Here is a 25,175-nt window from a genome sequence, read left to right on the forward strand (position 1 = left end):
TGTGAACGGTTTTGAAGATGTGTTTTTTGGACGTATGTTTAGGAATATGAAGAAGCCCTTTAACCTCCTATTGATAGCGATTTGTCTATTTTTTGGAAGCCAAATCAGCATCGCTCAGACTGTCCCTTTTGAAAATGAAGTCAAAGAAATTTCAGCAAGAATAGATGAAGCTGGATGGGAACCTGGCGAAACGGTTTTCACAGGAAGCTCCAGTGTCAGGATGTGGAAAAGTTTGGAGGCTGAGTTTCCAAGTCATGACGTTTTAAATACCGGGTTTGGTGGCTCCAAGGCTTCTGACCTTGAAAAACACCTTTTCCCTTTGGTTTTGAGATTTGAGCCAAAAAAAGTATTCATTTATGAAGGTGACAATGACCTTTGGGCAGATGTAGCTGTTGCCGACATAATGGAGTCTTTGGACAACATCGTTTCCAGAATTTTGATCGCCAATCCACATACAGAAGTCAACCTAATTAGCGCTAAACCTAGCCCAAGCCGCTGGAGCAAAAAACAAAATTACCTCATCCTTAATGACCTAATGAGACAATATGCCCAGACTCATGAGGGAGTTGGATATGTTTCTGTTTGGGAAGCACTGCTTGATTCCGATGGGAATCCTCGCCCAGAACTTTACATTCAAGATCAATTGCATTTGAATGAAGATGGTTACAAACTTTGGTCGGCAGAATTTAGACCATTTATGGAAGATTAATTCCCTGAAATCCTAAAAGATAAGGCTAACAATACCTGCTCATGGCGGATATGCTGGGTACCATCAAACATTCTGTAAATGTTGATTTTCTGATCGCGAAACTCCCTTTCGTACCGGAGATCCAAACCAACAGGACCAATGGATACTCCCATCCCAAACTGATAACCAAATCGCAGTTTCTTATTATATTCTTCTATTTCACTTGGTAGATAATTGTCTTTGAGAGTATAATGAAAAGATGGACCTCCAAAGACTGTAATGATTTGAAAAAGCTTGATCCCTACTAAAACTGGAGCATCAATTCTTTGTGATTTCGCATCCAATATTCCTGTTTCAAAGCGGGTTTCAGTGAAAACCAATTCTGGTCTGAGATAGATATCATAGGAACTCATTTTGTAAAAAAGACCGGCATGATAGCCCATTCCGGTAGTCGGGTCTTTCCAAATATTCCCAGCATCTTGGAAATACTTCCCAGAGGTATTGTAATTCATTCCGACTTTTACTCCCAACCCAGATCCTTGTTGCGCGATTGTAGGAATAGAAAAACCTGTAAAAATGAGAAGACAAATAATTAGTAGCTGTAATTTGTTCATAGATCAGTCATTTAATGAAACTTTGAGAAACTAATTTCGAATCTTAACCAATCTAATCCTTCAAAAACCACGTATCTAAATCTAGAATTAAAAACAGTTCTCGAACTGATGGGTTATATTTTCAGTTTCAAATACGAGACCAATTTTCGCATAAAAGATAAATTTCTGTAAATCATGCATTTGTCACCTAAACCATATACGATGATGTTGAGCCTATTTCTCGGCCTTTTCATGGCCTGCAGCTCACCTTCCGAACAAAATTCGGAAATTGAGTTAAGCCCCAGTGATTCAGAAAAAATTGAAGCTTTCTCGGGAAAAACAGAACAAGCGACCTTTGCAGGTGGATGTTTCTGGTGCGTAGAAGCTCCTTTTGAGGATGTAGATGGAGTAATAACTGTGATATCAGGATATGCCGGAGGAAAGGAAAAAAATCCAACCTATGGAGAGGTTAGTTCAGGAAGAACCTCACATCGAGAATCTGTTCAGATCACCTACGACCCAGAAGTAATTAGCTATTCAGAATTGGTGGATATTTTCTGGCAGACTTATGACCCTACGGATGTTGGGGGTTCATTTTATGACAGAGGGTCTCAATATGAATCAGCAATTTTTTACATGGATTCTGAGCAAAAAAAGGTAGCTGAAGAGTCAAAAAAGAGATTGGATGAATCAGGAAGGTTTGACAAGCCTGTAGCCACACCAATCATCAAATTCACCTCTTTCTACCCAGCAGAGGAATATCATCAGGATTATTATAAGAAAAATCCAACAGATTATTATTCCTACAGAAAAGGAAGTGGACGTGATGATTTCATCAAAAAACATTGGCCTGAACTATCTGCAAAAGAATATCCAGCCAAATCCAAATCAGAACTGAAAAGTGAATTGACAGACCTTCAGTGGGAAGTCACTATGGAAGATGCTACTGAATATGCTTTCCAAAATGAATATAATGGCAATAAAGAAGAAGGCATCTATGTTTGCATAGTTTCTGGAGCTCCTTTGTTCAGCTCGACTGACAAATACGAATCTGGATCAGGCTGGCCAAGTTTCACCAAACCGATTGATCCTAGAGTACTAGATAAACCCGTAGACAATTCCCTAGGAATGATGCGTGTGGAAGTAAGAAGTAAATTTGGAAACAGCCATTTGGGACACGTTTTTTATGATGGCCCAGCTCCTACCGGATTGAGATATTGTATGAATTCTGCAGCAATGAAATTTATCCCTAAATCGGAAATGGAAGCTGAGGGTTATGGAGATTATCTATGGATTGTAGAAGATAAATAAGGCCTAAAACCTTAAATTAATTCTGAATAAGAATAGGAAAGCCTGATGGTTTTCCTTTTTTTATGTTTTGACTTATCCAAGTCAATTAAAACTACTATTTTACAGTTCTCAATTCAAAACCCAACTTATTCTCTATCGCATTAATGGCAAATTTTGAGCTTTTGATTGTGGATGATGATCCCAGTTTTTTGTTTTTACATGAGGTTTTAGCTAAGAAATCAGGGTTTCATAACTCTCCTCAAAAGTTCGAAGATGGCGGAGAAGTGGTTGATTTCTTAGAAAAAAAAGAAAATAACAACTACCTCTTATTTTTAGATATATATATGAAAAATATGGATGGTTGGGGAGTACTTAACTTTATCGAAAAGCAAAATAAGCCGGATAAAATCAAGGTAATTCTGATCAGTTCCTCAATCAATAGCGAAGATAAAAATCGGGCTTTGGATTATTCCAGTGTCATTGAATACATCGAAAAACCATTGCTTCTGGAATACTTGGAGATTCTAAAAGAACAGATACTTTTTTAAACCATTTTCCATTTCAGGAAACCAAAATAATTGTACCCACGAATATTTTACATCCTGCAACTGATTATATTTAACTGAAAATTTAGATAAGATGAAAAAATTCGCCTGGATCTTTGGTTCTGTTTTAATCGTTGTACTTGCTGGGATTTTCTGGTATAAATTCTACTTCGTCTTTGGTGAGGGCGTTAAGGCTGGATCCCTTAACTACTTTGTAAAGAAGGGAATCATTTTTAAAACCTATGAAGGCAGAGTCGTCCAGGAAGGATTTCAAAGCCCTACAGCAGGTGGACTTCAAAGCAATGAATTCAGATTCAGCGTAGTGGATGAAGATGTTGCTGGGAAGCTGGAAAGAGCCTCAGGAAGATTTGTGGAACTTCGCTATAAAGAATATAACGGTATGCTTCCTTGGAGAGGAACGAGCAACTTTGTAGTCACAGAGGTATTAACGATAAAGGACGAAGCCACCTCTGGTAACTCCGCCCTTCCATATGATCAATAAATCACTTATTTAGTCCAATAGTCGACTACAGTTACTTTGTCCAAATATGGACCTAAGACCTCTCCAAATGCCTTGTGAGCTGGGTGAGGCAAGTAAATTGCTCTATCTTCTTCTGAATAAAACGTCAAAGTAAAAGCATGAGTCAGACCTTGATTTAGTCCTTCAGGGCTGTTGTTTGTACCCCATTCAAATCCTTTGATCTCAGGTATTTCATTAGGCAAATTCTCAAAAGCTGCAACAACTTTGTCGATATCTTCTTGAGTAGCAGACTCTTTAAAACCAAACAATACGACGTGTCTTAAGACTGAGTCAGGTGTTTCTTCCATAATTTTCTCTTCAATAATAGTTTCGGTTACAACTTCTTTCTCCTCTTGATTTGGAGAGCAAGAAAAAAGAACAAGCGCAAGAAAGTAAAAAGGGATTTTTTTCATTTTTAAATAAGGTTTGCGGTGGTTTGAATGTACGGAATCCATCATAATTTAGAAAAAGAATTCTATTCGCTGGATAAATCAAATTATGAATGTATATTCAACGAAATAAAAGTAGATAAACTATATTTTAAGTAATGAATTTAAAGCTACGTCCATTTACCTACCTTATCGCCACATTTTCAACTAGCATTGGCCTATTCTCCTGCTCAGGATCTGATTCTACCAATAAGTCAGGACAAGAGGCAATCACTTTTCACATCGAGAAAATAGATTCTTTCGAAGTGAACAATCTGACTAGAGTGATCATTAGAGACTACTCTCCTGAGGAAAAAATCTATCTCGGATATGCCATGGTAGAGGATGATTTACTAGAGATTTCAGAGGATGGAGAGATTCTCAAGAGAACGCATAAAAAAGGCGAAGGCCGTGGATTCTATGGGAATTGGAATCCCATCGGAATGGGTTTTGGCCCGGACGGAATGAGAATAGCAGAGTTGCCATTTTCCATTTTGGCCTATGATCGCGATTTCGAGGAAATCTATCGCCAGAGAATTCAATCCCCCCTACCAATTAGGGGATTTGGTCCAATGGGAAGGACCGAATATTATCAAACCCAGGATAGTACTTACTTCTTGGTCGGTCCGAGTAACTATCTTTCAGCTCACTATTTGATTCACAATGAAGAAGGAAGAGATACCTTGACCAACTTTTTCACAATCAATATTCAGTCTGGGGACATGAAGTCAGTCCTTCCTTATAGGTATGAATCAGTTTACAAGCAGACACTAGACATCTACCCGGAACTTATGACCAAAAGCTTTGTCGTTGATCACGATAAAAATGAATTATTGGTTCTTCATGGTCTTGAAGATGAAATAGAAGTTTACTCTTTACCATCCTTAATCTACAAAGAGAGTATTCCTATCCAACATTCGGAATTTTTGGAATATTCACCAATCCCAATTGGAGCAGATTCCAAGGATGATAGACTTACTGCTCTCCGATTGATGGCTGGAAGAAACCAAAATTTAATCCAGGTAGACAAAGATCTCTATTTGATTAAATATTTCACCGGTGTCACGGAGGGTCAGTTCAATACACGAAGGGGACAAGATGCAATCTACTCCCCTACAAATGACACCAAAGAACAAAAAATCATTTTGGTCTCCGGTCAAAATCAAATTGGAGAACTGGAATCAATCCCAGGAAGTATATTATTTGGACTTGGAGAGGGTAAATTTTTGGTAGTTGAACCAGAAAATCCCGAAATTGAAGAAGAGGTAACTCGCTTTTCAATCTATCAAGTTCAAAACTAAGCCTATGCGAATAGCTTTTTATAGTGCAAAATCATACGACAGAGATAGCTTCAATCTATATGAAAGTCAATTTGGCCATCAAATCACCTATTTTGAAGCTAAACTAGATAAACATTCCACCTCATTGGCTGAAGAACATGAGGTGGTTTGTGCTTTCGTCAATGATATTCTCGATAAACAGGTTCTCAAAAAGCTCAAATCCAGAGGAGTCAAACTTATTGCATTGAGATGTGCTGGCTACAACCAAGTAGATCTAGATGCTGCCAAAGAATTTGACCTGCCTGTTGTAAGAGTTCCTGTTTACAGTCCTGAGGCTGTTGCAGAGCATGCTTTTGCACTTCTTTTGACTCTCAGCAGGAAAACTCATAAAGCCTATAACCGAGTTCGTGAATCCAATTTTTCTTTGGAAGGATTAACTGGATTCAATCTTCATGGGAAAACATTTGGTGTAGTTGGAACTGGGGCTATTGGCAGGGCCTTTTGTAAAATTGCCTTGGGCTTCGGAGGAAAGGTTTTGGCATATGATCTATTCGAAAATGAAGAAATGAATAGCCTAGGGATTCAGTATCATGGGATCAAGGAGCTTTTTTCGAAGTCTGATATTATTTCATTGCATTGCCCCCTTACGCCCGAAACCAAACATCTAATCAATGGGGAGGCAATTCAGCATATGAAAGATGGAGTAGCATTGGTCAACACCTCCCGTGGAGCCCTGATAGAAACCAAATCAGTCATCAAAGCTTTAAAAAACAGAAAAATCGGCTATCTGGGAATTGATGTTTATGAGCAAGAAGAAGACCTTTTCTTCAAAAATTTGTCTGAGCAAATTATCCCCGATGAACAGATTTCCAGGCTAATGACTTTTCCAAATGTTCTAATCACAGGTCATCAAGCTTTTTTGACCAAGGAAGCCCTAGGCCAAATCGCTCTTACCACCTTAAATAACATTTCTGAATTTGAGGATGGAAAAAATCTCACAAATCAAATAGGATAAAAAAATCCCTGAACTCGAAAGCTCAGGGATTTTACCTTTAAAAGTATAGTGATTATCCTACCACTTTCACTTTAGTAGCATTAACACCTTTTTTACCTTGAACTACATCATAGGTTACTTTGTCATTCTCACGGATTTCGTCGATTAGACCAGAAATGTGTACGAATACATCTTCTGTGCCATCTGCTGGCGTGATAAAACCGAAACCTTTGGTGCTGTTAAAGAATTTTACTGTTCCTTCATTCATGATTACTATTTGTTACTGTGTTGTTTGTTATTGAAATTATAATTTTTTGATTTCTCTTTTTGAGGGACTTCCTCCTCAGGAGGAGTCTCTGTAATATTACCGAATCTGTCGACATATGCCATCATATCCTCCAGATCGCCACTTTTTGGCTGTTCTTTCCTAGCCAGTTTTTTTTCTAATTTTTCTTTTTGTTTTCTTCTCTTAAGTTCTGCTTTTTGTTTTTTGATGAATGCATTTTGATTTTTTGACATATAGTTTTTTAATTGGCAAATGTTATGGCATGACCTGTTTTCCCAGCTCTGCCTGTCCGTCCTATTCTGTGGATATAACTATCCATAGACATGGGTAGCTGGTAATTGATCACGTGGGTCACATCAGCTACGTCTATACCCCTTGCAGCTACATCAGTAGCCACCAACACTCTCGATTTTCCTTCCTTAAACTCCTCAATCATTCTGTTTCGGAAGTTTTGAGATTTATTCCCATGTATCAACCCCGAAGTAATTCCGGTCTGATTTAATTTTTTACATACTCGATCTGCAAGTCTTTTAGTTTCGGTAAATAGGATCACCTTTTCCAAATCAGAATTTTGGAATAAGTTCTGAAGTACCGAAAACTTATCCTGTCCGTCTTTCAGGTAAATAACCTCTTGATTGACGTTATCACTTGAATTTCCTCCACTGTTAACTTTTACCTCCACTGGATCATTCAGCAATCCTTTTATTAAAGTTTCCTGAGTAGCATCCAAAGTAGCACTAAACAGCATAGTCTGACTTCTCATTTTCATGGGAGCCACTAACTTTTTCACGTCATTGACAAAACCCATATCCAACATTCGATCAAACTCATCCAACACCAATGTTTTCATCAAGTGGAGTTTCAGAAGTCTCCTTCCATAGAGATCCAAAAGTCTCCCTGGTGTCCCTACCACAATCTGCGGATGACGATGAAGTTTCCTTTCGTCGGTATTAATATTGGTTCCACCAATAAATGTTGCGGAACTCAAATTCAATCCTTTAGTCAAGCTTTTAAACTCTTCCTCAATCTGCAATGCTAGCTCTCTTGTCGGTGCTACAATCAAAGCCTTGAAATCCCTTGGTTCTGCCAAGGCATGCTCTATGATTGGGATCAAGAAGGCACAGGTTTTTCCTGAACCAGTGCTAGAAATACCCATCAAATCTCTTCCTTCCAAAAGAGGTTCAATAGATTGCTCTTGAATCATTGTCAAAGAAGAATAACCTTTAGCTTCCAGATTCTTTTTCAACTTAGCCCCTATGGACAAAGATGAAAACAAGGTTTTTGATTTAAACTCTACCTTTTCTTGAGGAATGGCTTTTTTCACCAGGAGCTTAGGATCCAACTTTGAAACCTTAGGTGCTTTTCCAGAACCTCTCCTATCTTTTTGAGGTCTACTTGATTGAGGTCTACCTGAGTTAGATTTCCCTTTATTCGATTTATTTCTTGGTGCTGAACTCATTTTGAATAGCTTTTAACTGGCTCCATTTCAGGGCTATTCCCTAAGAGATAAAGCATTTTGAAATGATCTAATACCGCACCAATAAATGTGGGTTTCGAATAATATGGAATTTGAAATTCTTCTGCAGTTTCCTTGACGATTTTTGAAATTTCACGATAATGAACGTGACAAATATCTGGAAATAAATGGTGCTCAACTTGATAATTCAAGCCTCCTATATACCATTCTAATACTCTAGAATTAGGTGCAAAATTACAAGTCGTTGCCAACTGGTGCAGCATCCGTTCTCCTTCTACGATTCCCTCCTCATTCGGTAATGGGAACTCTACTTCTGGAACAATGTGTGCAGTCTGGAAAATCATCGTTATGACAAAACCTGTGACCGCGTGCATAAGTATATAAGCTAACAAAATCTGACCTACAGAAAATGGAGCAAACATCAATGGTAAGCCCAAGGCAAACACAAAGTACCCTACTTTCCAGGCGATTAGCTTAAATATATTGTTTCTATACGCGTTTTTACCTTTTACCAATCCCATTCTATTGTATCGTGTCAAGCGGACAAAATCCTTGACAGTCACCCAAGAAATGGTAGAAAGTGAATAGAAAAACCACGCATATAAATGTTGATACTTATGCAATCCATTTTTCTCCGCATTAGGAGAAAATCTTAGGAAAAATGGGGCATTGATATCGTCATCATGTTCATCAATATTGGTAAAACTATGATGAAGGACATTATGCTGGATTTTCCATACTGTGGAGCTCGCTCCAACCAAATTTAGAGTATACCCTACCCATCTATTAACATTGGGATTTTTGGAATAGGATCCATGATTTGCATCATGCATCACACCCATACCGACTCCTGCCATACCCAAACCTGCAATTACAAAGCAAGCAAACAATTGAAAGGTTGTATGAGCAACTCCAATAGTTACTAAAGCAAGAGGTATAAGATATAGAGAAAGAAGCAGCACTGTCTTGAGAACCATCTTCCAATTTCCATACTTGGATTGTTCGGTGGTTTCAAAATGGCTATAAACTCGGCTTCTGAGAGTTTTAGAGAAATCAGAAAGGACTGACTTGGAAAATCTTACTGGTTTGATAAACTTTTTGTTCTAAATGTATTTGTTGCTTCCATATTACGGAAAATGCTGCAGGTTTTAATTCAATATCAAAATGATTTGGAATTAAAAAAGTAGAAAGAAAGAATTAAAACCTAGGCAAGGGAGGAACTCTGAAATTGCTACTTAAGCAGGTTGATAATCAACGCGAAACTATTTTTTTTGAAATCAGCCAACTTTTTGGACTTGATTTGGTGACAAAGGTGAGCAGAAGAATTGGTGTTTCCTAATCAATTAAAAAACAAATTTGTTCTTCTACATTTTTAACTCCTTGATTTTCAATATTTTTTTTTAATTCAATCGCCAATTGATCATCAAATTAACATGAATCATCTCCACTTTGTTGTACCGCTGTGCTGCTGAAAGCTCCTGATCACCAATTGCCTCCTTGTTCATAACCAATAAGTGGAAATCCATAGTCCTTAGGGATTCTGGATTGTATTTGACTCCTAAATTCAATTGTCTATAGGATGGAAAAGCATATTTATTGGCTTGAAAATCTGAAACATCAGGCAACCAGTGAAACCCCAAATGAGAATAAACACTCCATTGGCTATTTGGGGAATACTCCAAATAAGCTGTAAATGCCTCCACGCTTTTGTATCCCTCATTTCTTTCTCTTGGAACAAAGGTATACCATGCGTCTTTACCCCATTCTCGAGGGCTAAGCCAACGACCTTCTCCTCCAAGTTTTGTGAAATTTAGATGACTGAGGATTTTTCCCTTTTTCAATCCAAAACGTCCTGAAACAACCCAGTTTTTATCATTGGGATCCTTATACCTCAAAAGGGGATCAGAATTTCCGCCATTTTCCACCCCATGCTGATAGCCAAACTGTAGCCCAGTTATCCAAGTCAAACCGCTTTTTGATTTCCAGTTATTCTGCCATTGCGTCCAATAGGTGGCAAATAAATTATATGCCCATGTATGAGACAGTTCAAACTTCCCAAGTTGAGACTTTTTGGATACCTCAAAAACCGTAACTCCGTCACTTTTGGTATTTCCAAAATATTGGGATGGCTGACCATTTACATCTCTTGCTACAGGAAATATCCCAACAGTCTCTCCAGGTCGAAGCCAATCTTTGGTCCCACGGACCCTCATTCGGTATATATACCATACTGAAATTTCCCAACTTTTTTCAGGACGGTAATTGAAGGTTGCCCCTTCTATCATGGTAGGAGCCAATCGGCCGTCTTGTGGATTGATCCAAGGAGTATTGATCCCCATTCTTCCTATTCCAAAATCAAATTTTTCTGATTGATAGTTTAGAGAAAGATTTTCCCAAGACCCAAAAGCCCCGTCTTCTGGATTCAACAAATCATATAAACCTGTTTCGTATCGATTTCCTCTATTTGTTAAAGGATCCGGCTCCCAGATCTCTGAACTCCAAACATTGAGGAAACCACGATAAGATACTTTGGCAGACCAATGTTCTCCATAACTCAGCTTAGTTCCTACACCAAGAGAAGTCCCTAGTGCAAAATCATTCTTAAAATCATCAGGATAGGAGGTGCTCATCCAAAAGGTCCGGAAGTGAAGATCGGGCTTGATTTCAAACTTCTTTTCAGACTCCTGAGCATGACTCCAAAGGGGAATTAAACTAATAATCCCCAGTAATAAGTATCTCATGAATTATTTGGACTTGGCTTCTTGAATTGGTTTGAATGGACCGAATTTGTGCTGGGTCTCAGTGAAAGAGTCGCTATAGGGTCCAAATGGATGATCCATCGGCTTCTTAGAAATATCCGGCCAATCATTTGGAAAGCTTCGATCAGGACGATCCAAGCTATTCACATAGGCTGCTACATCCCAAGAATCTTCATCCGAAAGAATCGGATTCTCATAAGTGGCACCAAAAGGCATGTTAGCTTTCACATATCCTGCAAATCTGGACATTCTAAACAAACCCGCTTTTTGGTTATAGCTATGCTCTCCCCAAAGTGGCGGATAAGTATAACCACTTCCGTCTTGCTTTGCTAAACCTTGACCATCCGGCCCATGGCAGCTTTGACATTGTCTATCGTAAACTGATTTTCCTTTGATAGGATCTGCGGCTCTATCCAAAAGGGGTAGTTCATAAATTCCCGCTCCAGCTGGCTTTTCACCTTTAGCAACATCCTGACCCAGCCAATTCATATAAGCCACCATGGCAACCATTTCTTTGCTATCAGCAGGCAATGCGTCCCCATTGAGGCTCCTTTGAAAACATCCATTAATTCTGGCAACTACATCTTCTGACTTTCCTGATCTACCTCTTACTTTTGGATAGGTAGACGCCACTGCAGAATAGTTATTACCCAAAGGAACTGTTCCTGCCTGCAAGTGACAGTTCTGACAATTCAACCCATTGCTTATTTTCTTCACTTTCCCATTGGGACCTAGATAGGCAGCTGTGTTTGCAATCAGCTCTTTTCCGTATTTGATATCTTTGGCATTTGGTTCAGAATCAACCAAGGCCCAATCTGGCGAATGCCACATTTGGGCAGGATCAGCCAAAGCTTTTGAAACAGGAACTTCTGGAACCGGAAGATTTACCTCAGCATTTTGCTGTTCAGTAAGAGAAGGTAACTGAATTCCGGAGTAGGACATAAACACTACCCCTCCTACCACTCCAACGAGCGCAGTAGCAAGGGCTAAAAGTCCTACCATCAATGTTATTAACTGTAAAAAGGGTTTTCCCATTTTTTTAAATTTCTTTTTTCTTACCTACAAAATTGCATGAATTATGGGCCAAAAAGCTGTGACTTCCATCACACCCATTTCAAATTAGGCATCAATCCAAAAAAATCCGAATTTCTTAAAGTGATTCTAGATTCACTTCTACTGAAAAGGATGCTTTCCCTTCAACAGAACCCATTACAAAAAATGCATTTTCGTCTTTAAAAAGCTGAAGTGTCACCTCATCCCCTAACAGACATTCAGATAGATAGTTGATACTAAATTGTTTTACATGAGGAACCAGATCATAAATCAAATCCTCCACCCAGCGAACGTAACTTGTATTGTTGACATGATTGTAAAGGTCCAAATCTGAAGCTTTGACCATAATCGTCTCCTCTTTCATTAATTCACCATTTTTGATGATTTTCCCAGGTTGCCAATCTGGCTTCAAAGCTGGATCGAAAAGCTCAACTGGTAAAACCATTTCAGGCCGAAGCATCTTCTTTGAATTCGAATCAAGCAACAACCAAGAACTCATCCCTCTCACCAGAACATTCCCATCCAAATCCCTCATCAGAAATTCGCGAAATGCAAAAATCTTATCAACTCCTCTTCCACCAGTAAACAACTCTACTTTTTGTCCCCATTTCGGCATTTGAAACAACTTCAATTCCAGCCTCGCTAATACCCACATTTGATTGGCCTCCGAGAGATTTCTCCCAAAATCCTGCGAATCAGCATGCTTCCAAGCTATTTCCTGCAATAGATCCGCCAGTCCTTTGATTCTGAGACTCCCCTTTGGATTGACAAAAAAGGAATTGATCTCAAAATTCTTTTGGAACTGAAATGATTCAGGGTACTTCATGAAGCTGTTTGATTTGGGAAAAAGACTTGTTTTCTATAAGTAGCCAAGAATGCGATGCCTAAACCATTGATGGCGATCAAAGCAAAAGAAGTTTTCAAATCGAATAAATCTGCTATAAAACCAATCAATGGAGGACCTAGTAAGAATCCGAAAAACGAAATCGTAGAAACCAATGCCAATGCAATGCTCGGCGAATACAATTTAGATCTACCAGCAATACTGTAAGAAAGTGGAATAATAGAAGCTACTCCTAATCCAACCAAAAGGAAACCAAATGTTGCAATTCCAATGGTCGGGAAAATCACACCTAAAGCAAGGCCAATAAAGATTAAAATACCAGAGAACCTGATAACTGCTACTTTGGTGTATTTGGCGGCGATTTTATCGGTTATAAATCTACCTGAGGCCATCGCTCCCATAAATGCCACATAGCCAAGAGCAACTAAACTTGGATCAGTTTGAATCACTTTTTTGAAATAAACACCGCTCCAATCAAACATACACCCTTCGGTCATCATACCTAGAAAAGATATCACTCCTACTCGTAGCAAAAGGTCATCAGGCTTTTTTAAAACCATTCCTCCAGCTTCAGAATCTTTCTTTTCCTTTACGATATAGCTATGAGCTTGGGAAATGATAATCAAAGAAATCCCTGTCACTACTAAATAGTGGATTCCAGGGCTCAAATCAAGAAATATCATCGCTGCGCCAATTCCGGCTCCTGCAAATCCTGCCATGCTCCAAAGTCCATGAAAAGAAGCTAAAATACTTCTCCCGATTTGATCTTCGAGATCTAGGGCCTGAGTGTTAAGGGATATATTCATGATATTTCCCAGCATACCGAAAAGCACTAAAACTGGCACCAAAATCCAGATTTGAGGGCTAAAACCAATCAATGGAAGAACCAAAGAATAGATGATACTTCCAATCAAAATCACTCTTCTGCTACCGTATTTATGTACAGACCATCCCGCAATCGGAAGCCCCAGCATGGAACCTACTGGCAAAAACAATAAAAGGGTTCCCAATTGCCCCTCAGAAAGCTCAAACTTGGATTGAATATCCGGAATCCTTGCAGCCCAACTGGAAAAGCAAAGTCCAAGAAAGAAAAATAGACTTCCTAAAGCTATTCGTCTTTTGGTAAGGGGTTTCATAAATTGTGATAAGGTTTGATAGGCGATTCAAAATAAGTAAGAATCAAGCAATAATCCCCTCTATTATCCTTTGTCTTTTGCAAAAACAATCTGAGATTGCCTTGGTTTAAAATGAAAACACAATTATGGAGTTTGTAATCGTAGGAACCATCATTATTTCGGCCATTCTTTTAATCAGATTTATCATCAAAAAAGTATTTGATTAAAAAAGGCCGTGAATATTAATCCACGGCCCAATACCTAATTCTCCTGTGTTAAGTTTAATTAGGCAGTTTTTTAGCAAACTTACCATAAACCCAAGTTCCTGCAATTGCTGAAAGAAGGGTGACTACAATTACAGTAAATCCACTACCAATCTGAGCGAAAAGAGGTCCTGGACATGCACCTGTCATAGCCCAACCCAGACCAAAGATAAATCCACCGATAATCTGTCCTTTTCTAAACTCTTTTTTAGGGATATTGATCTTTTCACCATGAATAGATTTGATATTCAATCTTTTGATCAATTGAATAGAAATAATCCCTGTAATAATCGCTGATCCAATCACACCATACATATGGAAAGATTGAAGTCTAAACATTTCCTGAATTCTAAACCAGGATATAATCTCAGCCTTGACAAATACGATTCCGAACAAGATTCCCAAAATCAAATATTTGATCAACTGAGCCCCATGTTCACCTTCTTGCTTTAAGTTAGGTGCTACGCAATGAGGATCCTGAACATTAATTTCTTTTTTATCTGCTACTAACATGTCTTTTCAATTTTTGTTTAAAACCCTACTAATTTCATCAATGGCTCTAGCAACACATGTGTCATTAGGAAACCACCAATCATAAAGAAAGTAGTAGCCAAAAGTGATGGCCACTGCAGAGAACTGATCCCCATGATGGCATGACCAGAAGTACAACCTCCGGCATATCTGGTTCCAAACCCAACCATAAACCCACCGATTACAAAGAACAATAGTCCTTTAGCAGTGAATAAATTTTCCCAAGAGAAAATATCAGAAGGAAGTAAACTTGTGAAGTCAGTCACACCTAAAGCTTTCAAATCATTTTGAGTTGCTTCAGAGATCACAATGGTCTCAGGGTTTGCAAGGAAGTTCGTAGCGATAAAGCCCCCAATCAACACTCCCAACACAAATAGAAGGTTCCATATTTCTTTTTTCCAGTTGTATTTGAAAAAAGGAATATCTGCAGGCATACAGGCAGCACAAACGTGTCTCAATGAGGAAGAAATACCGAAGGTCTTATTTCCTAAAATCAATAGTGCCGGGACTGTAAGCCCGATCAAAGGCCCCGCCACATACCATGGCCACGGCTGAGTAATCAAATCCATTACTTGGTTCATTTTTATTTATTTTTCTTTTTTAAAATCTGTAATCTAGGATCAGGTTGAAATTCACCATGTCAACCCTATTGATAACATATTCAAGAGGTATTTCTCTTTCAAATGTTTCCTTTTTTGCGGCTACCAAAAGCTGGAGATCCAACCCTTGAAAGAAGCCCTGAAATCTATAATCAGCTAATCCAGAGAAGTGGAGATAACTAGGTATCCCATACTTATTCAACTCTACATTATGTATATCAGGTGTTTTCACGTGAGAAGCACCTATTACTAATCGAAATCTATCTTCGAACATCTCATGTTCATACTGCGTCATCACCGCATGAACACCTCCAAGCCCTTCAAATCGTTCTCTTGGAAGACTTGCAAAGAATTGCTCTCTTCCCCATTCTCTTGGGAAAAGAAATCTTCCTTGATTTGAAATCCCCAGATAATTCAAGGTCCATTGAGAATGAGGCCATTTCAAACCTCCTCTCAATCCAACAGCTGCTGAAGTTTCGCCAGGAAGGATGTAAGCGTACTCTGGATTTGAATTACCGCCATCCTTGATAGCAGATTCATACAATCCTTGAACTCCCCAAACCAAATCGGCACTTGATCCGGTTTCATATTTCCCTTCAGCTTGTAATAAACTAATGGCAAACACTCCTTCAGAGAGATAAGTCCATGACTTGGCTTTCCAGTTGTGTTCATTCCATTCAGCTCCTATAACTCCAACACCATTTGTATGAATATGGTGCTTATAACTCTCCTCACCTCCTTCTGGGTTCCTGCCAGTTGCATAAAACCCGAAGGATTCCTTGATCGGAAGCCATTCCAAAGAGCCTCTAGAAATCACATGTGTAAACCAGGCACTTTTCAAGCTTAATTTCTCATGATTCCAGCTGAAGGAAGCTCCGCTAAATAAATTGGGTCTCATTCGATTGTCTGAAGCATTTAGCAAAGGGCTTTCGAAATGATGCCTTCCTAGCCATGCAGATACTTCAGGTGTTTCGTATGAAATGTAAAACTCCTCCAACCGATCCATGTCCTTATGATTATCTGGATGATGAACGTCATAAAGCAAGATCTCATAGCGATTAGGCATTCCTGTGATTGGGTCTAGAGAAGTAACATTGTTTTCATAATGTCTGAAAACAAAGAATCCGCTAAATCCAAGTCCAAATCCTTTCCATCGTGGTGAGAAGTATCCAAGGCCAGCACCAGTACCCCAGGTGGAATAATCAGTCAAAGCTCCTTGATTTACCGTTCCCATGAAGAAAGTCCTCAGATGAAATTCGAAGGTTCCACTTTTCAAAACTTTCCCAAACAACTTTTTATCTGGGTCAATCGCTTCTGACTCTACCTCATGGTGCTGGGCAATGATAGGGGTGGTGCACCAGAAGAGGAGAATCAGTACTGCAAATTTCGCTTGTATCTTTCGCATTACCTTGTGACTTTAATCACATGGAAAATCCACTAACTAAAAATGGCAAGCCCGAAGGCTCGCCATTTCATTTTTAAGCAGCTTTTCTCTATGTCAAATCAGAGCAATGTAGTAGGACAAACGTAATCTGTCACTTTAAACTTACCTGATTCCTTGATGGATTTGAATCCACCAGCAACGTCAATTAAGTTATCGTATCCTCTCGCTCTCAAGATAGAGTTGAAGATCATAGAACGATATCCACCTGCACAATGCACATAGTATGTTTTGTCTTTATCAACTTTTAGCATACTGTCATTGATGTAGTCAAGCGGTGCATTTTCTGCATCCACTACATGCTCAGACAAATACTCTGAATTCTTTCTTACATCCAAGATATGGGCTTCTGGATCATTAGCTTGAATCTTAGCAAGCTCATCTACAGAGATTGAAGTAATGGAATCCACTTCGCTTCCAGACTCTTTCCAAGATTTGAAACCACCTTTGATATAACCCAAAGCATAATCGTATCCAACTCTAGCCAATCTGGTGATCACTTCTTCTTCTCTTCCTTCTTCGGCTACCACCAAAATCTCTTGCTTCACATCTGGAATCATCGCTCCTACCCATACTGCAAAGGATCCATCGATACCGATATTGATTGAATTAGGGATAAATCCTTTAGCGAATGTCTGAGGATCACGTGTATCCAAAATCATCGCACCAGTTTCATTGGCAACAGCTTCAAATTCTGCTGGTGTCAATGGCTTCACGCCTCTTTCCAATACTTCGTCAATGCTATCATATCCTTGGATATTCATCATTACATTTTGAGGGAAATATGCTGGAGGAGGAGTCAATCCTGTCAATACTTCTTTGATAAACTCTTCTTTGGTCATATCCTGAAGAGCGTAATTAGTTTTCTTCTGATTACCCAAGGTATCTGAAGTCTCTTTACTCATGTTTTTACCACAAGCAGATCCTGCACCGTGTGCTGGGTAAACGATCAAATCATCTGGAAGAGGCATCAATTTATTTCTCAATGAATCATAAAGATGACCCGCCAATTTTTCCTGAGTCAAGTCTTTTACCACTTTCTGAGCCAAATCAGGTCTTCCAACATCACCGATGAACAAGGTATCTCCTGTGAAAATAGCTTCAGCTTTTCCTTCTTCATTGTATAACAAATAACAAGCTGATTCCATCGTATGTCCTGGAGTGTGAATCACTTTGATTTTAGCTCCACCGATTTGAAACTCTTGGTTATCTTCTGCGATGATCGCATCAAATCCCATTGTCATTCCAGTAGGACCGTAAACGATCTTAGCTCCTGTCTTTGCAGCCAAGTCTTTGTGTCCTGAAACGAAGTCAGCATGGAAGTGCGTTTCAAACACATATTTGATTTTCGCATTTCTTCTCTCAGCTTTCTCGATATAAGGCTGTACTTCTCTCAAAGGGTCGATTACAGCAGCCTCGCCATTAGACTCAATGTAATAAGCTCCCTGAGCAAGACATCCGGTATAGATTTGTTCGATTTTCATATGATTGCTTTATTAAATTTTTCGCTTTTAAACTTGATCAAAATTAGGTTGATGACAGATGATCCAAAATGACTTTTGTCACATTGGAATCAAGCATTTGCTGTCAAATGAGATTCTAGGATTTTCACCAACTGATGAGCTGGCACAACTCCTGACTCTCTCCATAAGATTTTTCCATGTTGGAAAAGTATCAATGTAGGCACTCCTCTCACCTGAAAATTACTGGCAGCCAGCTGGTTTCTATCCACATCTACTTTTACAATCTTCACTTTACCACCCAAAGCTTTTGAAGTTTCTTCTAGAATCGGCTGCATCATCTTGCATGGACCGCACCAGGTAGCAAAAAAGTCTACCAAAACAGGTGTATCACCATTAATCAGCTCTTGAAATGTTTTTGGTTGCGTGCTCATATACTCAGAATTTTAATTTCTAAACAAAGATAGAACCACTGGTCCTAATATGTCAGTAATAATTATCACAGGACTAGAACAGAGGGCAGTTTTAAAAAGTGCTAAAAAACCCAGACTTGGGAATAAATTTTATATTTTCGTCCGTCAAAACTACCTCATTAATGCTCAAATTCAAGCAAATCAACAATATCACCGGCTGGGTGGTATTTGTAGTAGCTACTTTGGTTTATATATTGACCGTCGAACAAACGGCGAGTTTTTGGGATCCAGGAGAATTTATTGCCGTTGCCTATAAGCTTCAAGTCCCTCACCCTCCAGGAGCACCATTCATGCTTTTGGTTTATCGTATGTTTAGCTTCCTTGCTTTTGGTGATCCGCTACAGGTAGCCTATTGGATGAATGTGGGAAGTGCCTTGTTTTCAGGCTTCACTATTCTATTCCTATTCTGGTCTATCACCCTTTTTGGGAGAAAACTATTCGCCATTGAAGAAGGAAATGAGACGAAAGGTCAGACCATTAGCCTTATTGGTGCTGGTATCGTTGGTTCATTTATTTATGCATTCTCTGATAGCTTTTGGTACTCTGCAGTGGAATCAGAGGTTTACGCCATGTCATCTTTCTTTACAGCTATCGTAATCTGGGCGGTATTGAAATGGGATGTGATCAAGGACCCAAGAGAGGAAAACAAGTGGATGATTTTCATCGCTTATTTGGTTGGACTTTCTATCGGTGTCCACTTGCTCAACTTGGTCACATTACCTGCATTGGCATTGATCTACTATTTCAAAAAGTATGAAAAGCCAAACTTAAAAGGCGCACTAATCGCCATGTTTTTTGGTGGAGTAGCATTGATCATCATCAACAATATTATTATTCCTGGCTTACCGAGTATGGCAGGTTCCACGGAGATTTTCTTTGTAAACAGCCTTGGACTTCCTTTTGGATCAGGAATCATCTTCTTTATTATCCTGTTCTTTGCAGCCTTGTTTTATGCCTACCGCTATTCCAGAAAAAGGGAAATGGCAGGTCTGAACACTATTCTTCTTTCTTTGATTTTCATCTTAATCGGATATAGCTCTTATGCTTTAATAGTCATCCGTGCGAACCAAGATCCTGTGATCAATGAAAATGCTCCAAAGGATATCATCTCTTATGTCTCCTATTTGAAAAGAGAGCAGTATGGGTATAGACCATTATTGCATGGGCAATATTTTACTGCAGAGCTCATTGATCAGGAAGAAGGCGCTCCTGTCTATAGAAAAGGAAAAGACAAGTATGAGATTGCGGATTATGAGTTGAAAAACACTTACAATCCAGAGAAAACCACCATCCTTCCAAGAATCTATTCAACTCAGGAAAATCATAAAAGAATTTACCGTGAGAAACTAGGGTTGAGAGAAGGCCAACAACCTACTTTTGGTGACAATATCTATTTCATGTTGAGCCATCAATTGGGACACATGTATTGGAGATATTTTATGTGGAACTTCTCTGGACGAGAAAGTGACTTCTCTGATGCTCCTTGGATGGGAATCACGGATGCATTCTCCGACAAATACCCCGATTATATTTTAGAAAATAAAGGACATAACAATTACCTGATGCTTCCTTTGATTTTGGGAATTATCGGTTTGTTCTTCCAAGCCAAAGCTGATCCAAAGTCCTTCTATGTGAATTTGATGCTCTTCTTGATGATGGGTGTGGTTTTGGTATTGTACCTGAACTCTCCACCTGTCGAGCCAAGAGAACGAGATTATATCTATGTGGGTAGTTTCTATGCCTTTGCCATTTGGGCAGGTATGGGAGTTTTGGCTTTGGCACATATGCTTGGCAAAGCCACCAAAAACCTTGCGACTGCAGGTATCGCCGCAACCTTGATCACTTTGCCTATTGCAGGATTAATGGGAGCTCAAAACTGGAATGACCACGATAGACAGGGACGCTATTTCTCTGTTGATTCTGCTAGAAACTTCCTGGCCTCCTGTGCTCCGAATGCCATTTTATTTACCGGCGGAGACAACGACACCTTCCCACTTTGGTATGTGCAGGAAGTAGAAGGATTCCGTACGGATGTTCGGGTGATCGTTTTGAGTTATTTCGATACGGATTGGTATGTAGAGCAAATGACTCATCCTGTCAATGAATCTGAAGCCCTTCCTTTCTCTCTTTCTGAGGACAAGTTCCAAAAAGGAACCAATGACGTCATCTTTGTCATGGAAAGAGAAGGTCTAAATGCCATCTCAGCTAAAGAATATCTAAAGCTTTTGAACTCAGGGTCTGATCTATTGAAGATGCAGACCGGAGGTAAAAGTCAGTTGAATATGGTTCCTTCTCGAAACTTGATCATGGAAGTGGATAGTGCTGCTGTTTTCAATCAGGATATTATCCCTGAAGAATTTGCACCATTATTTACTCCTCAAATCAATCTTCAAGTAAAAGGAAGCTATCTCACCAAAGGTAATTTGATGTTGGTAGATTTGATTGTGAACAACAATTGGGAAAGACCAATCTATTTCAATAATACATCTCTAGCTACAATTGGAATCAATCTAGAAGATCATGTAGTAATGGAAGGCTTGACTTATCGACTTCTACCTGTTAGAAAGCCTAACTATGTGAGAGAAGAATTGGTAAATGCAGAATTGGCTTACGAAAACTACATGACCAAGTTTGCATTCAGAGGGATGGATGATCCGAATGCTTATTTGGATGAAGAGTATCGCCGATTTGCTTCCAACCATCGAAGTGCTATCAACAACATTGCAATAGCACTTCTGGATGAGGACAAAATGGAAAAAGCAGCTACCATTCTGAATTACGGATTGGAAGTGATGCCGAATGATGCGATTCCTTATGATCTATCGAGCGGTCAATCCGTACCATTGTTCTTCGAAGTTGGAGAAGAAGAAAAAGCGCTTGACATCATCGATGTGATTTCTAAAAAATCCTTGGACATGATTGAATTCTACACCAAGGAAAATAGGGATTACGATCGTGAGATGATGATTTCTATTGAGATGATCAAATATTTTATTCCGCTTTTGGAAGAAAGAGGGTATCAAGAAAAAGCACAGGAACTCAAACTGAGACTAGAATCCTTGATCGGCCAAGAAAGTCAATCACCGGGAGTTTTAGACAGAAGAGATTAATAAAGAGAAAGTCAGGTTATCCTGACTTTTTTTTTGAACTTATAGTAGAAAACCAATGAACCCATGAAAAAGCTACTACTTATAAGTTTATCACTGCTCTTATTTTCCTGCGGAAAGAAAATCTCAAGTCCCCCAGTTCAAGAACTTATTTCCGAACAGCTTAAAAACTCCCATTCGAATTCTGAATGGTTCGTATCTTTCAATCAAGCTGTAAAAGGCTTGACAGTGGATCAAGCAAATTGGAAAGACAGTACAGAAAACCATTCTATATCACAGTTAGGTTCGCACTTATTATTTTGGAACAAACGGATTTTGAAAGCATTCAAAAGAGAAAATGTTGAGGAGTTTGAAGGGGAAAACACGGAGACATTCTCCTTGCTTGATAGTCTTGCTTGGGAAAAGACCAAAGGAGATCTGGATCAAGTGATGATTGAATTGGAGGAAGCGGTTGCTAATGCCACCCCTGAGCAATTGGAGGGCTGGACATCTAGCCTAGCAAACGTTGCATCGCACAATGCATATCATACAGGTCAAATCCTATATATCCGAAAAATGAAAGGTTGGTGGGATTCCACCCAAGGAGTTCAGTGATTTACTTTTTCCAAAGAATATAAAACAAATCCAAACCTTTTTTTGGATCCTCAACTAGAGGAAAATCTTCATGTGTAATCTGAGTTACAGAATCACCTTCTTGTTGATGAAGCTTGTTTCTATTCATTCGATTTAGAATCTCATAAGGCATTCTCAGAATCCAATTAGGAAGTCGATGCTGCAAATCCAGGATATCAAATCGCATGATTTTTTGAACGGATTTTCTATTTGCCTCATGATAATCCCATACTTTTTGATTTCCTCCTACTCCTTTGGCCTCCACTTTATCGAAAATACCTGCACTCAAATCAATCAACTGTTGAGGGATATATTCTCGGATATGCCAAGGATTTCTAGAAAGAGTATGAGTATTATTTGGTGTAGAAATGATGGCTTTCCCTCCCGGTTTAAGCATCCGATAGATCTCTTCGAGAAAAAGTTTATCGTCTTGGATATGCTCGATTACTTGAAAACTTACTATCGTATCATAAGAATTGTCCTCAAAGCCTTCGAATGGTGGGATGACAGCTTGTCTAAATTCCACTCCAGGAAACTTTTCCTGAAGACTAGAAATCACTTCCCCGATTTTATCGATACCTATATAGCTATTCGCCAAAGGGAGCAAAGTTTCCACCCCTCTTCCTTCTCCGCATCCGATTTCCAACAAATCACCACTAATCCAAGGTTTAGCTGCAATGTATGCTTTTAATAGTCGTTGATGTATTGGATTATCGCTTACCAACTTGTCAGAGGCGATTTCCGTTGTATAGGTAGCCATGTAAAATTTTACTATTTTGGCAAAAGTAAGGTTAATTTTTAAAACCAGATATGATCACCCAATGAAGCTTAAACCAATTTACATTCTCCCACTTTTTCTTCTTGTCTTTTCATTCGCTTTTTCATCTTTTGCACAAAACACACTAAGCGATCTTAATCAGGCTTTAAGATATTCTAGGTATTCTAGAATTGCCTTGAAAGTCATACCTGTAAAGAAAGATAACAATACCTTCTTGGCTCAGATGGTCGTTGAGAAGATTGAAGAGGAACCTTCTGTAAATTCATACAGCTTTTCATATTCGGTTCTTTCAAGCTACAATGATGAAATAGACTCTGAAAACACCAATATTTTAATAGAAAATGATCTGAAATATGACACAGATCGACATTGGGTTTTCGAAAAAGAAATAACAGTTCCCGCGGGTCAGGAAACCGCTATCTTACTATTTTCTGCGACAGACACGAGACAAGGGGACCCCTATTATTTCCAAGTGGATTTGAAAAGTCCATATGTATATGATCTACCTAGTTTTGGCGCATACTATGCCAATAGTGTCCCATTTGACCAGAATTATTTAACTGCTGGGGAGGCATTGCTATTTAAATCAACCCAAGGTCCTAATCTTCATAGTTTCTATTATCCAATTGACTTTGACGTACCTTACCCACCGATGGAAACCAAACCAGCCCCGGTACCCAAAGAAGTTGAAGTAAATGACGAAGGGGATTTTCTTGCCAACGTACCCAAAGACTTGGATCATTTGGGTTATTATTTCTTTCAGCAAGACACAGCCGCAAGTTCAGGTCTTTTGATCAAAACAACTCATGAGGCATTTCCCAAGGTGAAGGATTGGGATGAAATGGTACAGATGGTTACCTACATTTCCACAAGGAGAGAGCATGAAACTTTATTGATGGCCCAGGATAAAAAGAAAGCATTGGATCAGTATTGGATCAATTTGACGAGGAATCCAGACACTGCTAAGGAGCTAATTCGTGAGTATTTTCGACAGGTAGAATTTGCCAACATCTTATTTACCGATTTCAAAGAAGGATGGAAAACCGACAAAGGAATGGTCTATATTGTGATGGGTCCACCTCAGGAAGTTAATTTTTATCAGGATCGAGAAATTTGGTCTTATGTAGGTATAGATGAGAGTTCAAAAATTCGCTTTACCTTTGCACGGGTAAAAAACATACTCAACCCTCATTACTACACTCTAAATCGATCTCGTGCTTACCAGCCGATTTGGTTTAAAAATATATCCCAATGGAGAAGCGGAAGGATGGCTTTCTAATCGAGCGAGGAGCTCACGACAAAGATTTTATTTTTGGTACTCGTGCTGTTATGGAGGCAATCCATGCTGCAAAAGAGGTCGACAAGGTCTTAGTACAAAAAGAATTGAATAATGACCTGATCAAAGAATTGCTTCAGCTATGCAAGTCTTCAGGTGTTCCTGTTGTACGTGTTCCGGATGCAAAGCTTAATCGAATCACTCGTAAAAATCATCAAGGGGTCATCGCCCAAATGTCTGCGATCACTTATGCCTCTTTGGACAATGTGATTGACAATTGCTACGCGGTTGGAAAATCTCCATTAATCTTGATTTTGGATCATATTACCGATGTGAGAAATTTTGGAGCTATTGCCAGAACTGCCGAATGTGCTGGAATCGATGCGATTGTCATTCCAGAAAAAGGGAGTGCTCAAATCAATTCTGACGCGATCAAAACATCGGCTGGAGCATTGAATTTCATCCCAGTGGTGAGAGTCAAAAACCTCTTCTACACCTGCCGAGATATTCAGAAAATGGGATTGACCTTGGTAGCAATCACTGAAAAAACAGACAAAATCATGTATGAAGCTGATTTTGCAAGTCCGGTTGCTATGGTTATGGGTTCCGAAGAAGATGGTATCTCTCAAGAAATCATGGGGATCGTAGATGAAAAAGTAAAAATCCCAATGGCTGGAAATATAGAAAGTCTTAATGTCTCAGTATCGGCGGGAATCGCCATTTACGAGGCAATCAGACAGAGAAAAGCATAAAAAAAGAGGAC

26 protein-coding genes are annotated in these 25,175 nt (G+C 39.1%); 10 read left to right on the plus strand and 16 right to left on the minus strand.

What is annotated here, in order from left to right; genetic code table 11:
• Position 1: 1 nt before the first annotated feature.
• Positions 2-709, plus strand: a complete 708-nt coding sequence (locus BUF13_RS12845; RefSeq protein ID WP_134204462.1) for a GDSL-type esterase/lipase family protein — start codon at positions 2-4, stop codon at positions 707-709.
• Here the strand turns inward: BUF13_RS12845 and BUF13_RS12850 are convergent.
• Positions 706-1,302: an outer membrane beta-barrel protein gene (locus BUF13_RS12850; protein WP_073572194.1), complete on the minus strand. Its 597-nt coding sequence runs from the start codon at positions 1,300-1,302 to the stop codon at positions 706-708. The two genes, BUF13_RS12845 and BUF13_RS12850, sit on opposite strands and share 4 nt — an antisense overlap.
• A gap of 174 nt (positions 1,303-1,476) precedes the next feature.
• Here BUF13_RS12850 and msrA point away from each other — a divergent pair, with 174 nt between their 5' ends.
• The 3 genes from msrA to BUF13_RS12865 all read left to right on the plus strand — a co-directional run bounded on the left by msrA (position 1,477) and on the right by BUF13_RS12865 (position 3,618).
• The gene (gene msrA, locus BUF13_RS12855) at positions 1,477-2,592 is read left to right on the plus strand and encodes a peptide-methionine (S)-S-oxide reductase MsrA (RefSeq protein ID WP_243839742.1); all 1,116 of its coding nucleotides are present in this window, start codon (positions 1,477-1,479) and stop codon (positions 2,590-2,592) included.
• A 143-nt stretch (positions 2,593-2,735) separates the two neighbouring features.
• Complete coding sequence (locus tag BUF13_RS12860) at positions 2,736-3,119, plus strand: response regulator (protein ID WP_073572196.1); 384 nt, start codon at positions 2,736-2,738, stop codon at positions 3,117-3,119.
• Positions 3,120-3,210: 91 nt separating this feature from the next.
• On the plus strand, positions 3,211-3,618 hold the full coding sequence (locus BUF13_RS12865) for a hypothetical protein (RefSeq protein WP_073572197.1): 408 nt from the start codon (positions 3,211-3,213) through the stop codon (positions 3,616-3,618).
• 5 nt (positions 3,619-3,623) lie between these two features.
• Here the strand turns inward: BUF13_RS12865 and BUF13_RS12870 are convergent, their stop codons facing one another.
• The gene (locus tag BUF13_RS12870) at positions 3,624-4,049 is read right to left on the minus strand and encodes a Dabb family protein (RefSeq protein ID WP_073572472.1); all 426 of its coding nucleotides are present in this window, start codon (positions 4,047-4,049) and stop codon (positions 3,624-3,626) included.
• 134 nt (positions 4,050-4,183) lie between these two features.
• Here BUF13_RS12870 and BUF13_RS12875 point away from each other — a divergent pair, with 134 nt between their 5' ends.
• Positions 4,184-5,365 (plus strand): hypothetical protein, encoded by a 1,182-nt coding sequence (locus BUF13_RS12875; protein ID WP_073572198.1) that lies wholly within the window; start codon positions 4,184-4,186, stop codon positions 5,363-5,365.
• Positions 5,366-5,369: 4 nt separating this feature from the next.
• Positions 5,370-6,359, plus strand: coding sequence for a 2-hydroxyacid dehydrogenase (locus tag BUF13_RS12880; protein WP_073572199.1), 990 nt, complete (start codon positions 5,370-5,372; stop codon positions 6,357-6,359).
• Positions 6,360-6,411: 52 nt separating this feature from the next.
• On the opposite strand, the gene BUF13_RS12885 is transcribed toward BUF13_RS12880, so the two are convergent.
• From BUF13_RS12885 to trxA, 13 genes are all read right to left on the minus strand, one after another.
• Entirely contained in the window at positions 6,412-6,606 is a 195-nt protein-coding gene (locus BUF13_RS12885; protein ID WP_073572200.1) for a cold-shock protein, read from the minus strand.
• 5 nt (positions 6,607-6,611) lie between these two features.
• Entirely contained in the window at positions 6,612-6,857 is a 246-nt protein-coding gene (locus BUF13_RS12890; protein ID WP_073572201.1) for a cold-shock protein, read from the minus strand.
• Between the two features lie 8 nt (positions 6,858-6,865).
• Positions 6,866-8,083 (minus strand): DEAD/DEAH box helicase, encoded by a 1,218-nt coding sequence (locus BUF13_RS12895; protein ID WP_073572202.1) that lies wholly within the window; start codon positions 8,081-8,083, stop codon positions 6,866-6,868.
• Positions 8,080-9,078, minus strand: a complete 999-nt coding sequence (locus BUF13_RS12900) for a fatty acid desaturase family protein (RefSeq protein ID WP_073572203.1) — start codon at positions 9,076-9,078, stop codon at positions 8,080-8,082. Before BUF13_RS12900 ends, BUF13_RS12895 begins: the two co-directional genes overlap by 4 nt.
• A gap of 423 nt (positions 9,079-9,501) precedes the next feature.
• Entirely contained in the window at positions 9,502-10,842 is a 1,341-nt protein-coding gene (locus BUF13_RS12905) for a hypothetical protein (RefSeq protein WP_073572204.1), read from the minus strand.
• Between the two features lie 3 nt (positions 10,843-10,845).
• A complete protein-coding gene (locus BUF13_RS12910) occupies positions 10,846-11,895 on the minus strand; it encodes a c-type cytochrome (RefSeq protein ID WP_073572205.1) in 1,050 nt (349 codons plus the stop codon).
• Between the two features lie 115 nt (positions 11,896-12,010).
• Positions 12,011-12,739, minus strand: coding sequence for an acyl-[acyl-carrier-protein] thioesterase (locus tag BUF13_RS12915; protein ID WP_073572206.1), 729 nt, complete (start codon positions 12,737-12,739; stop codon positions 12,011-12,013).
• The gene (locus tag BUF13_RS12920) at positions 12,736-13,893 is read right to left on the minus strand and encodes an MFS transporter (RefSeq protein WP_073572207.1); all 1,158 of its coding nucleotides are present in this window, start codon (positions 13,891-13,893) and stop codon (positions 12,736-12,738) included. The genes BUF13_RS12915 and BUF13_RS12920 overlap by 4 nt, the downstream gene beginning before the upstream one ends.
• Positions 13,894-14,153: 260 nt before the next feature.
• Positions 14,154-14,648 carry a DUF6691 family protein gene (locus BUF13_RS12925; RefSeq protein ID WP_073572208.1) on the minus strand — a complete coding sequence of 165 codons (495 nt, stop codon included), beginning with the start codon at positions 14,646-14,648 and terminating at the stop codon, positions 14,154-14,156.
• Between the two features lie 17 nt (positions 14,649-14,665).
• Entirely contained in the window at positions 14,666-15,247 is a 582-nt protein-coding gene (locus tag BUF13_RS12930) for a YeeE/YedE family protein (RefSeq protein WP_073572209.1), read from the minus strand.
• A gap of 19 nt (positions 15,248-15,266) precedes the next feature.
• A complete protein-coding gene (locus BUF13_RS12935; protein WP_073572210.1) occupies positions 15,267-16,670 on the minus strand; it encodes a hypothetical protein in 1,404 nt (467 codons plus the stop codon).
• A gap of 98 nt (positions 16,671-16,768) precedes the next feature.
• Positions 16,769-18,190, minus strand: a complete 1,422-nt coding sequence (locus BUF13_RS12940) for an MBL fold metallo-hydrolase (RefSeq protein WP_073572211.1) — start codon at positions 18,188-18,190, stop codon at positions 16,769-16,771.
• 89 nt (positions 18,191-18,279) lie between these two features.
• On the minus strand, positions 18,280-18,600 hold the full coding sequence (gene trxA / locus BUF13_RS12945) for a thioredoxin (protein ID WP_073572212.1): 321 nt from the start codon (positions 18,598-18,600) through the stop codon (positions 18,280-18,282).
• A gap of 161 nt (positions 18,601-18,761) precedes the next feature.
• On the opposite strand from trxA, the gene BUF13_RS12950 reads away from it, so the two are divergent.
• Both BUF13_RS12950 and BUF13_RS12955 read left to right on the plus strand, forming a co-directional pair.
• A complete protein-coding gene (locus BUF13_RS12950) occupies positions 18,762-21,749 on the plus strand; it encodes a glycosyltransferase family 117 protein (RefSeq protein WP_073572213.1) in 2,988 nt (995 codons plus the stop codon).
• Between the two features lie 63 nt (positions 21,750-21,812).
• Positions 21,813-22,340 (plus strand): DinB family protein, encoded by a 528-nt coding sequence (locus BUF13_RS12955; RefSeq protein WP_073572214.1) that lies wholly within the window; start codon positions 21,813-21,815, stop codon positions 22,338-22,340.
• A 1-nt stretch (position 22,341) separates the two neighbouring features.
• Here BUF13_RS12955 and BUF13_RS12960 read toward each other — a convergent pair whose 3' ends face one another.
• Positions 22,342-23,118, minus strand: coding sequence for a class I SAM-dependent methyltransferase (locus tag BUF13_RS12960; protein ID WP_073572215.1), 777 nt, complete (start codon positions 23,116-23,118; stop codon positions 22,342-22,344).
• A gap of 61 nt (positions 23,119-23,179) precedes the next feature.
• Between BUF13_RS12960 and BUF13_RS12965 the strand changes: the two genes are divergently transcribed.
• Together BUF13_RS12965 and rlmB are read left to right on the plus strand one after the other, a co-directional pair.
• Positions 23,180-24,415 (plus strand): GWxTD domain-containing protein, encoded by a 1,236-nt coding sequence (locus BUF13_RS12965; protein WP_073572216.1) that lies wholly within the window; start codon positions 23,180-23,182, stop codon positions 24,413-24,415.
• Positions 24,388-25,164 carry a 23S rRNA (guanosine(2251)-2'-O)-methyltransferase RlmB gene (gene rlmB, locus BUF13_RS12970; RefSeq protein WP_073572217.1) on the plus strand — a complete coding sequence of 259 codons (777 nt, stop codon included), beginning with the start codon at positions 24,388-24,390 and terminating at the stop codon, positions 25,162-25,164. Before BUF13_RS12965 ends, rlmB begins: the two co-directional genes overlap by 28 nt.
• Positions 25,165-25,175: the final 11 nt, after the last annotated feature.

Origin of the sequence: Algoriphagus zhangzhouensis (genome assembly GCF_900148515.1) — a bacterium.
Classification (GTDB): Bacteria; Bacteroidota; Bacteroidia; order Cytophagales; family Cyclobacteriaceae; genus Algoriphagus; species Algoriphagus zhangzhouensis.

Excerpts from the sequence above, each read along its gene's own strand:
- BUF13_RS12930 (WP_073572209.1), bottom strand. The coding sequence starts at position 15,247 with ATGAACCAAGTAATGGATTTGATTACTCAGCCGTGGCCATGGTATGTG.
- rlmB (WP_073572217.1), top strand. The coding sequence starts at position 24,388 with ATGGAGAAGCGGAAGGATGGCTTTCTAATCGAGCGAGGAGCTCACGAC.
- BUF13_RS12920 (WP_073572207.1), bottom strand. The coding sequence starts at position 13,893 with ATGAAACCCCTTACCAAAAGACGAATAGCTTTAGGAAGTCTATTTTTC.
- BUF13_RS12850 (WP_073572194.1), bottom strand. The coding sequence starts at position 1,302 with ATGAACAAATTACAGCTACTAATTATTTGTCTTCTCATTTTTACAGGT.
- BUF13_RS12900 (WP_073572203.1), bottom strand. The coding sequence starts at position 9,078 with ATGGTTCTCAAGACAGTGCTGCTTCTTTCTCTATATCTTATACCTCTT.
- BUF13_RS12865 (WP_073572197.1), top strand. The coding sequence starts at position 3,211 with ATGAAAAAATTCGCCTGGATCTTTGGTTCTGTTTTAATCGTTGTACTT.
- trxA (WP_073572212.1), bottom strand. The coding sequence starts at position 18,600 with ATGAGCACGCAACCAAAAACATTTCAAGAGCTGATTAATGGTGATACA.
- BUF13_RS12950 (WP_073572213.1), top strand. The coding sequence starts at position 18,762 with ATGCTCAAATTCAAGCAAATCAACAATATCACCGGCTGGGTGGTATTT.
- BUF13_RS12955 (WP_073572214.1), top strand. The coding sequence starts at position 21,813 with ATGAAAAAGCTACTACTTATAAGTTTATCACTGCTCTTATTTTCCTGC.
- BUF13_RS12860 (WP_073572196.1), top strand. The coding sequence starts at position 2,736 with ATGGCAAATTTTGAGCTTTTGATTGTGGATGATGATCCCAGTTTTTTG.
- BUF13_RS12965 (WP_073572216.1), top strand. The coding sequence starts at position 23,180 with ATGAAGCTTAAACCAATTTACATTCTCCCACTTTTTCTTCTTGTCTTT.
- BUF13_RS12870 (WP_073572472.1), bottom strand. The coding sequence starts at position 4,049 with ATGAAAAAAATCCCTTTTTACTTTCTTGCGCTTGTTCTTTTTTCTTGC.
- BUF13_RS12925 (WP_073572208.1), bottom strand. The coding sequence starts at position 14,648 with ATGTTAGTAGCAGATAAAAAAGAAATTAATGTTCAGGATCCTCATTGC.
- BUF13_RS12890 (WP_073572201.1), bottom strand. The coding sequence starts at position 6,857 with ATGTCAAAAAATCAAAATGCATTCATCAAAAAACAAAAAGCAGAACTT.
- BUF13_RS12935 (WP_073572210.1), bottom strand. The coding sequence starts at position 16,670 with ATGCGAAAGATACAAGCGAAATTTGCAGTACTGATTCTCCTCTTCTGG.
- BUF13_RS12940 (WP_073572211.1), bottom strand. The coding sequence starts at position 18,190 with ATGAAAATCGAACAAATCTATACCGGATGTCTTGCTCAGGGAGCTTAT.
- BUF13_RS12880 (WP_073572199.1), top strand. The coding sequence starts at position 5,370 with ATGCGAATAGCTTTTTATAGTGCAAAATCATACGACAGAGATAGCTTC.
- BUF13_RS12910 (WP_073572205.1), bottom strand. The coding sequence starts at position 11,895 with ATGGGAAAACCCTTTTTACAGTTAATAACATTGATGGTAGGACTTTTA.
- BUF13_RS12885 (WP_073572200.1), bottom strand. The coding sequence starts at position 6,606 with ATGAATGAAGGAACAGTAAAATTCTTTAACAGCACCAAAGGTTTCGGT.
- BUF13_RS12960 (WP_073572215.1), bottom strand. The coding sequence starts at position 23,118 with ATGGCTACCTATACAACGGAAATCGCCTCTGACAAGTTGGTAAGCGAT.
- BUF13_RS12915 (WP_073572206.1), bottom strand. The coding sequence starts at position 12,739 with ATGAAGTACCCTGAATCATTTCAGTTCCAAAAGAATTTTGAGATCAAT.
- BUF13_RS12895 (WP_073572202.1), bottom strand. The coding sequence starts at position 8,083 with ATGAGTTCAGCACCAAGAAATAAATCGAATAAAGGGAAATCTAACTCA.
- BUF13_RS12905 (WP_073572204.1), bottom strand. The coding sequence starts at position 10,842 with ATGAGATACTTATTACTGGGGATTATTAGTTTAATTCCCCTTTGGAGT.
- msrA (WP_243839742.1), top strand. The coding sequence starts at position 1,477 with ATGCATTTGTCACCTAAACCATATACGATGATGTTGAGCCTATTTCTC.
- BUF13_RS12875 (WP_073572198.1), top strand. The coding sequence starts at position 4,184 with ATGAATTTAAAGCTACGTCCATTTACCTACCTTATCGCCACATTTTCA.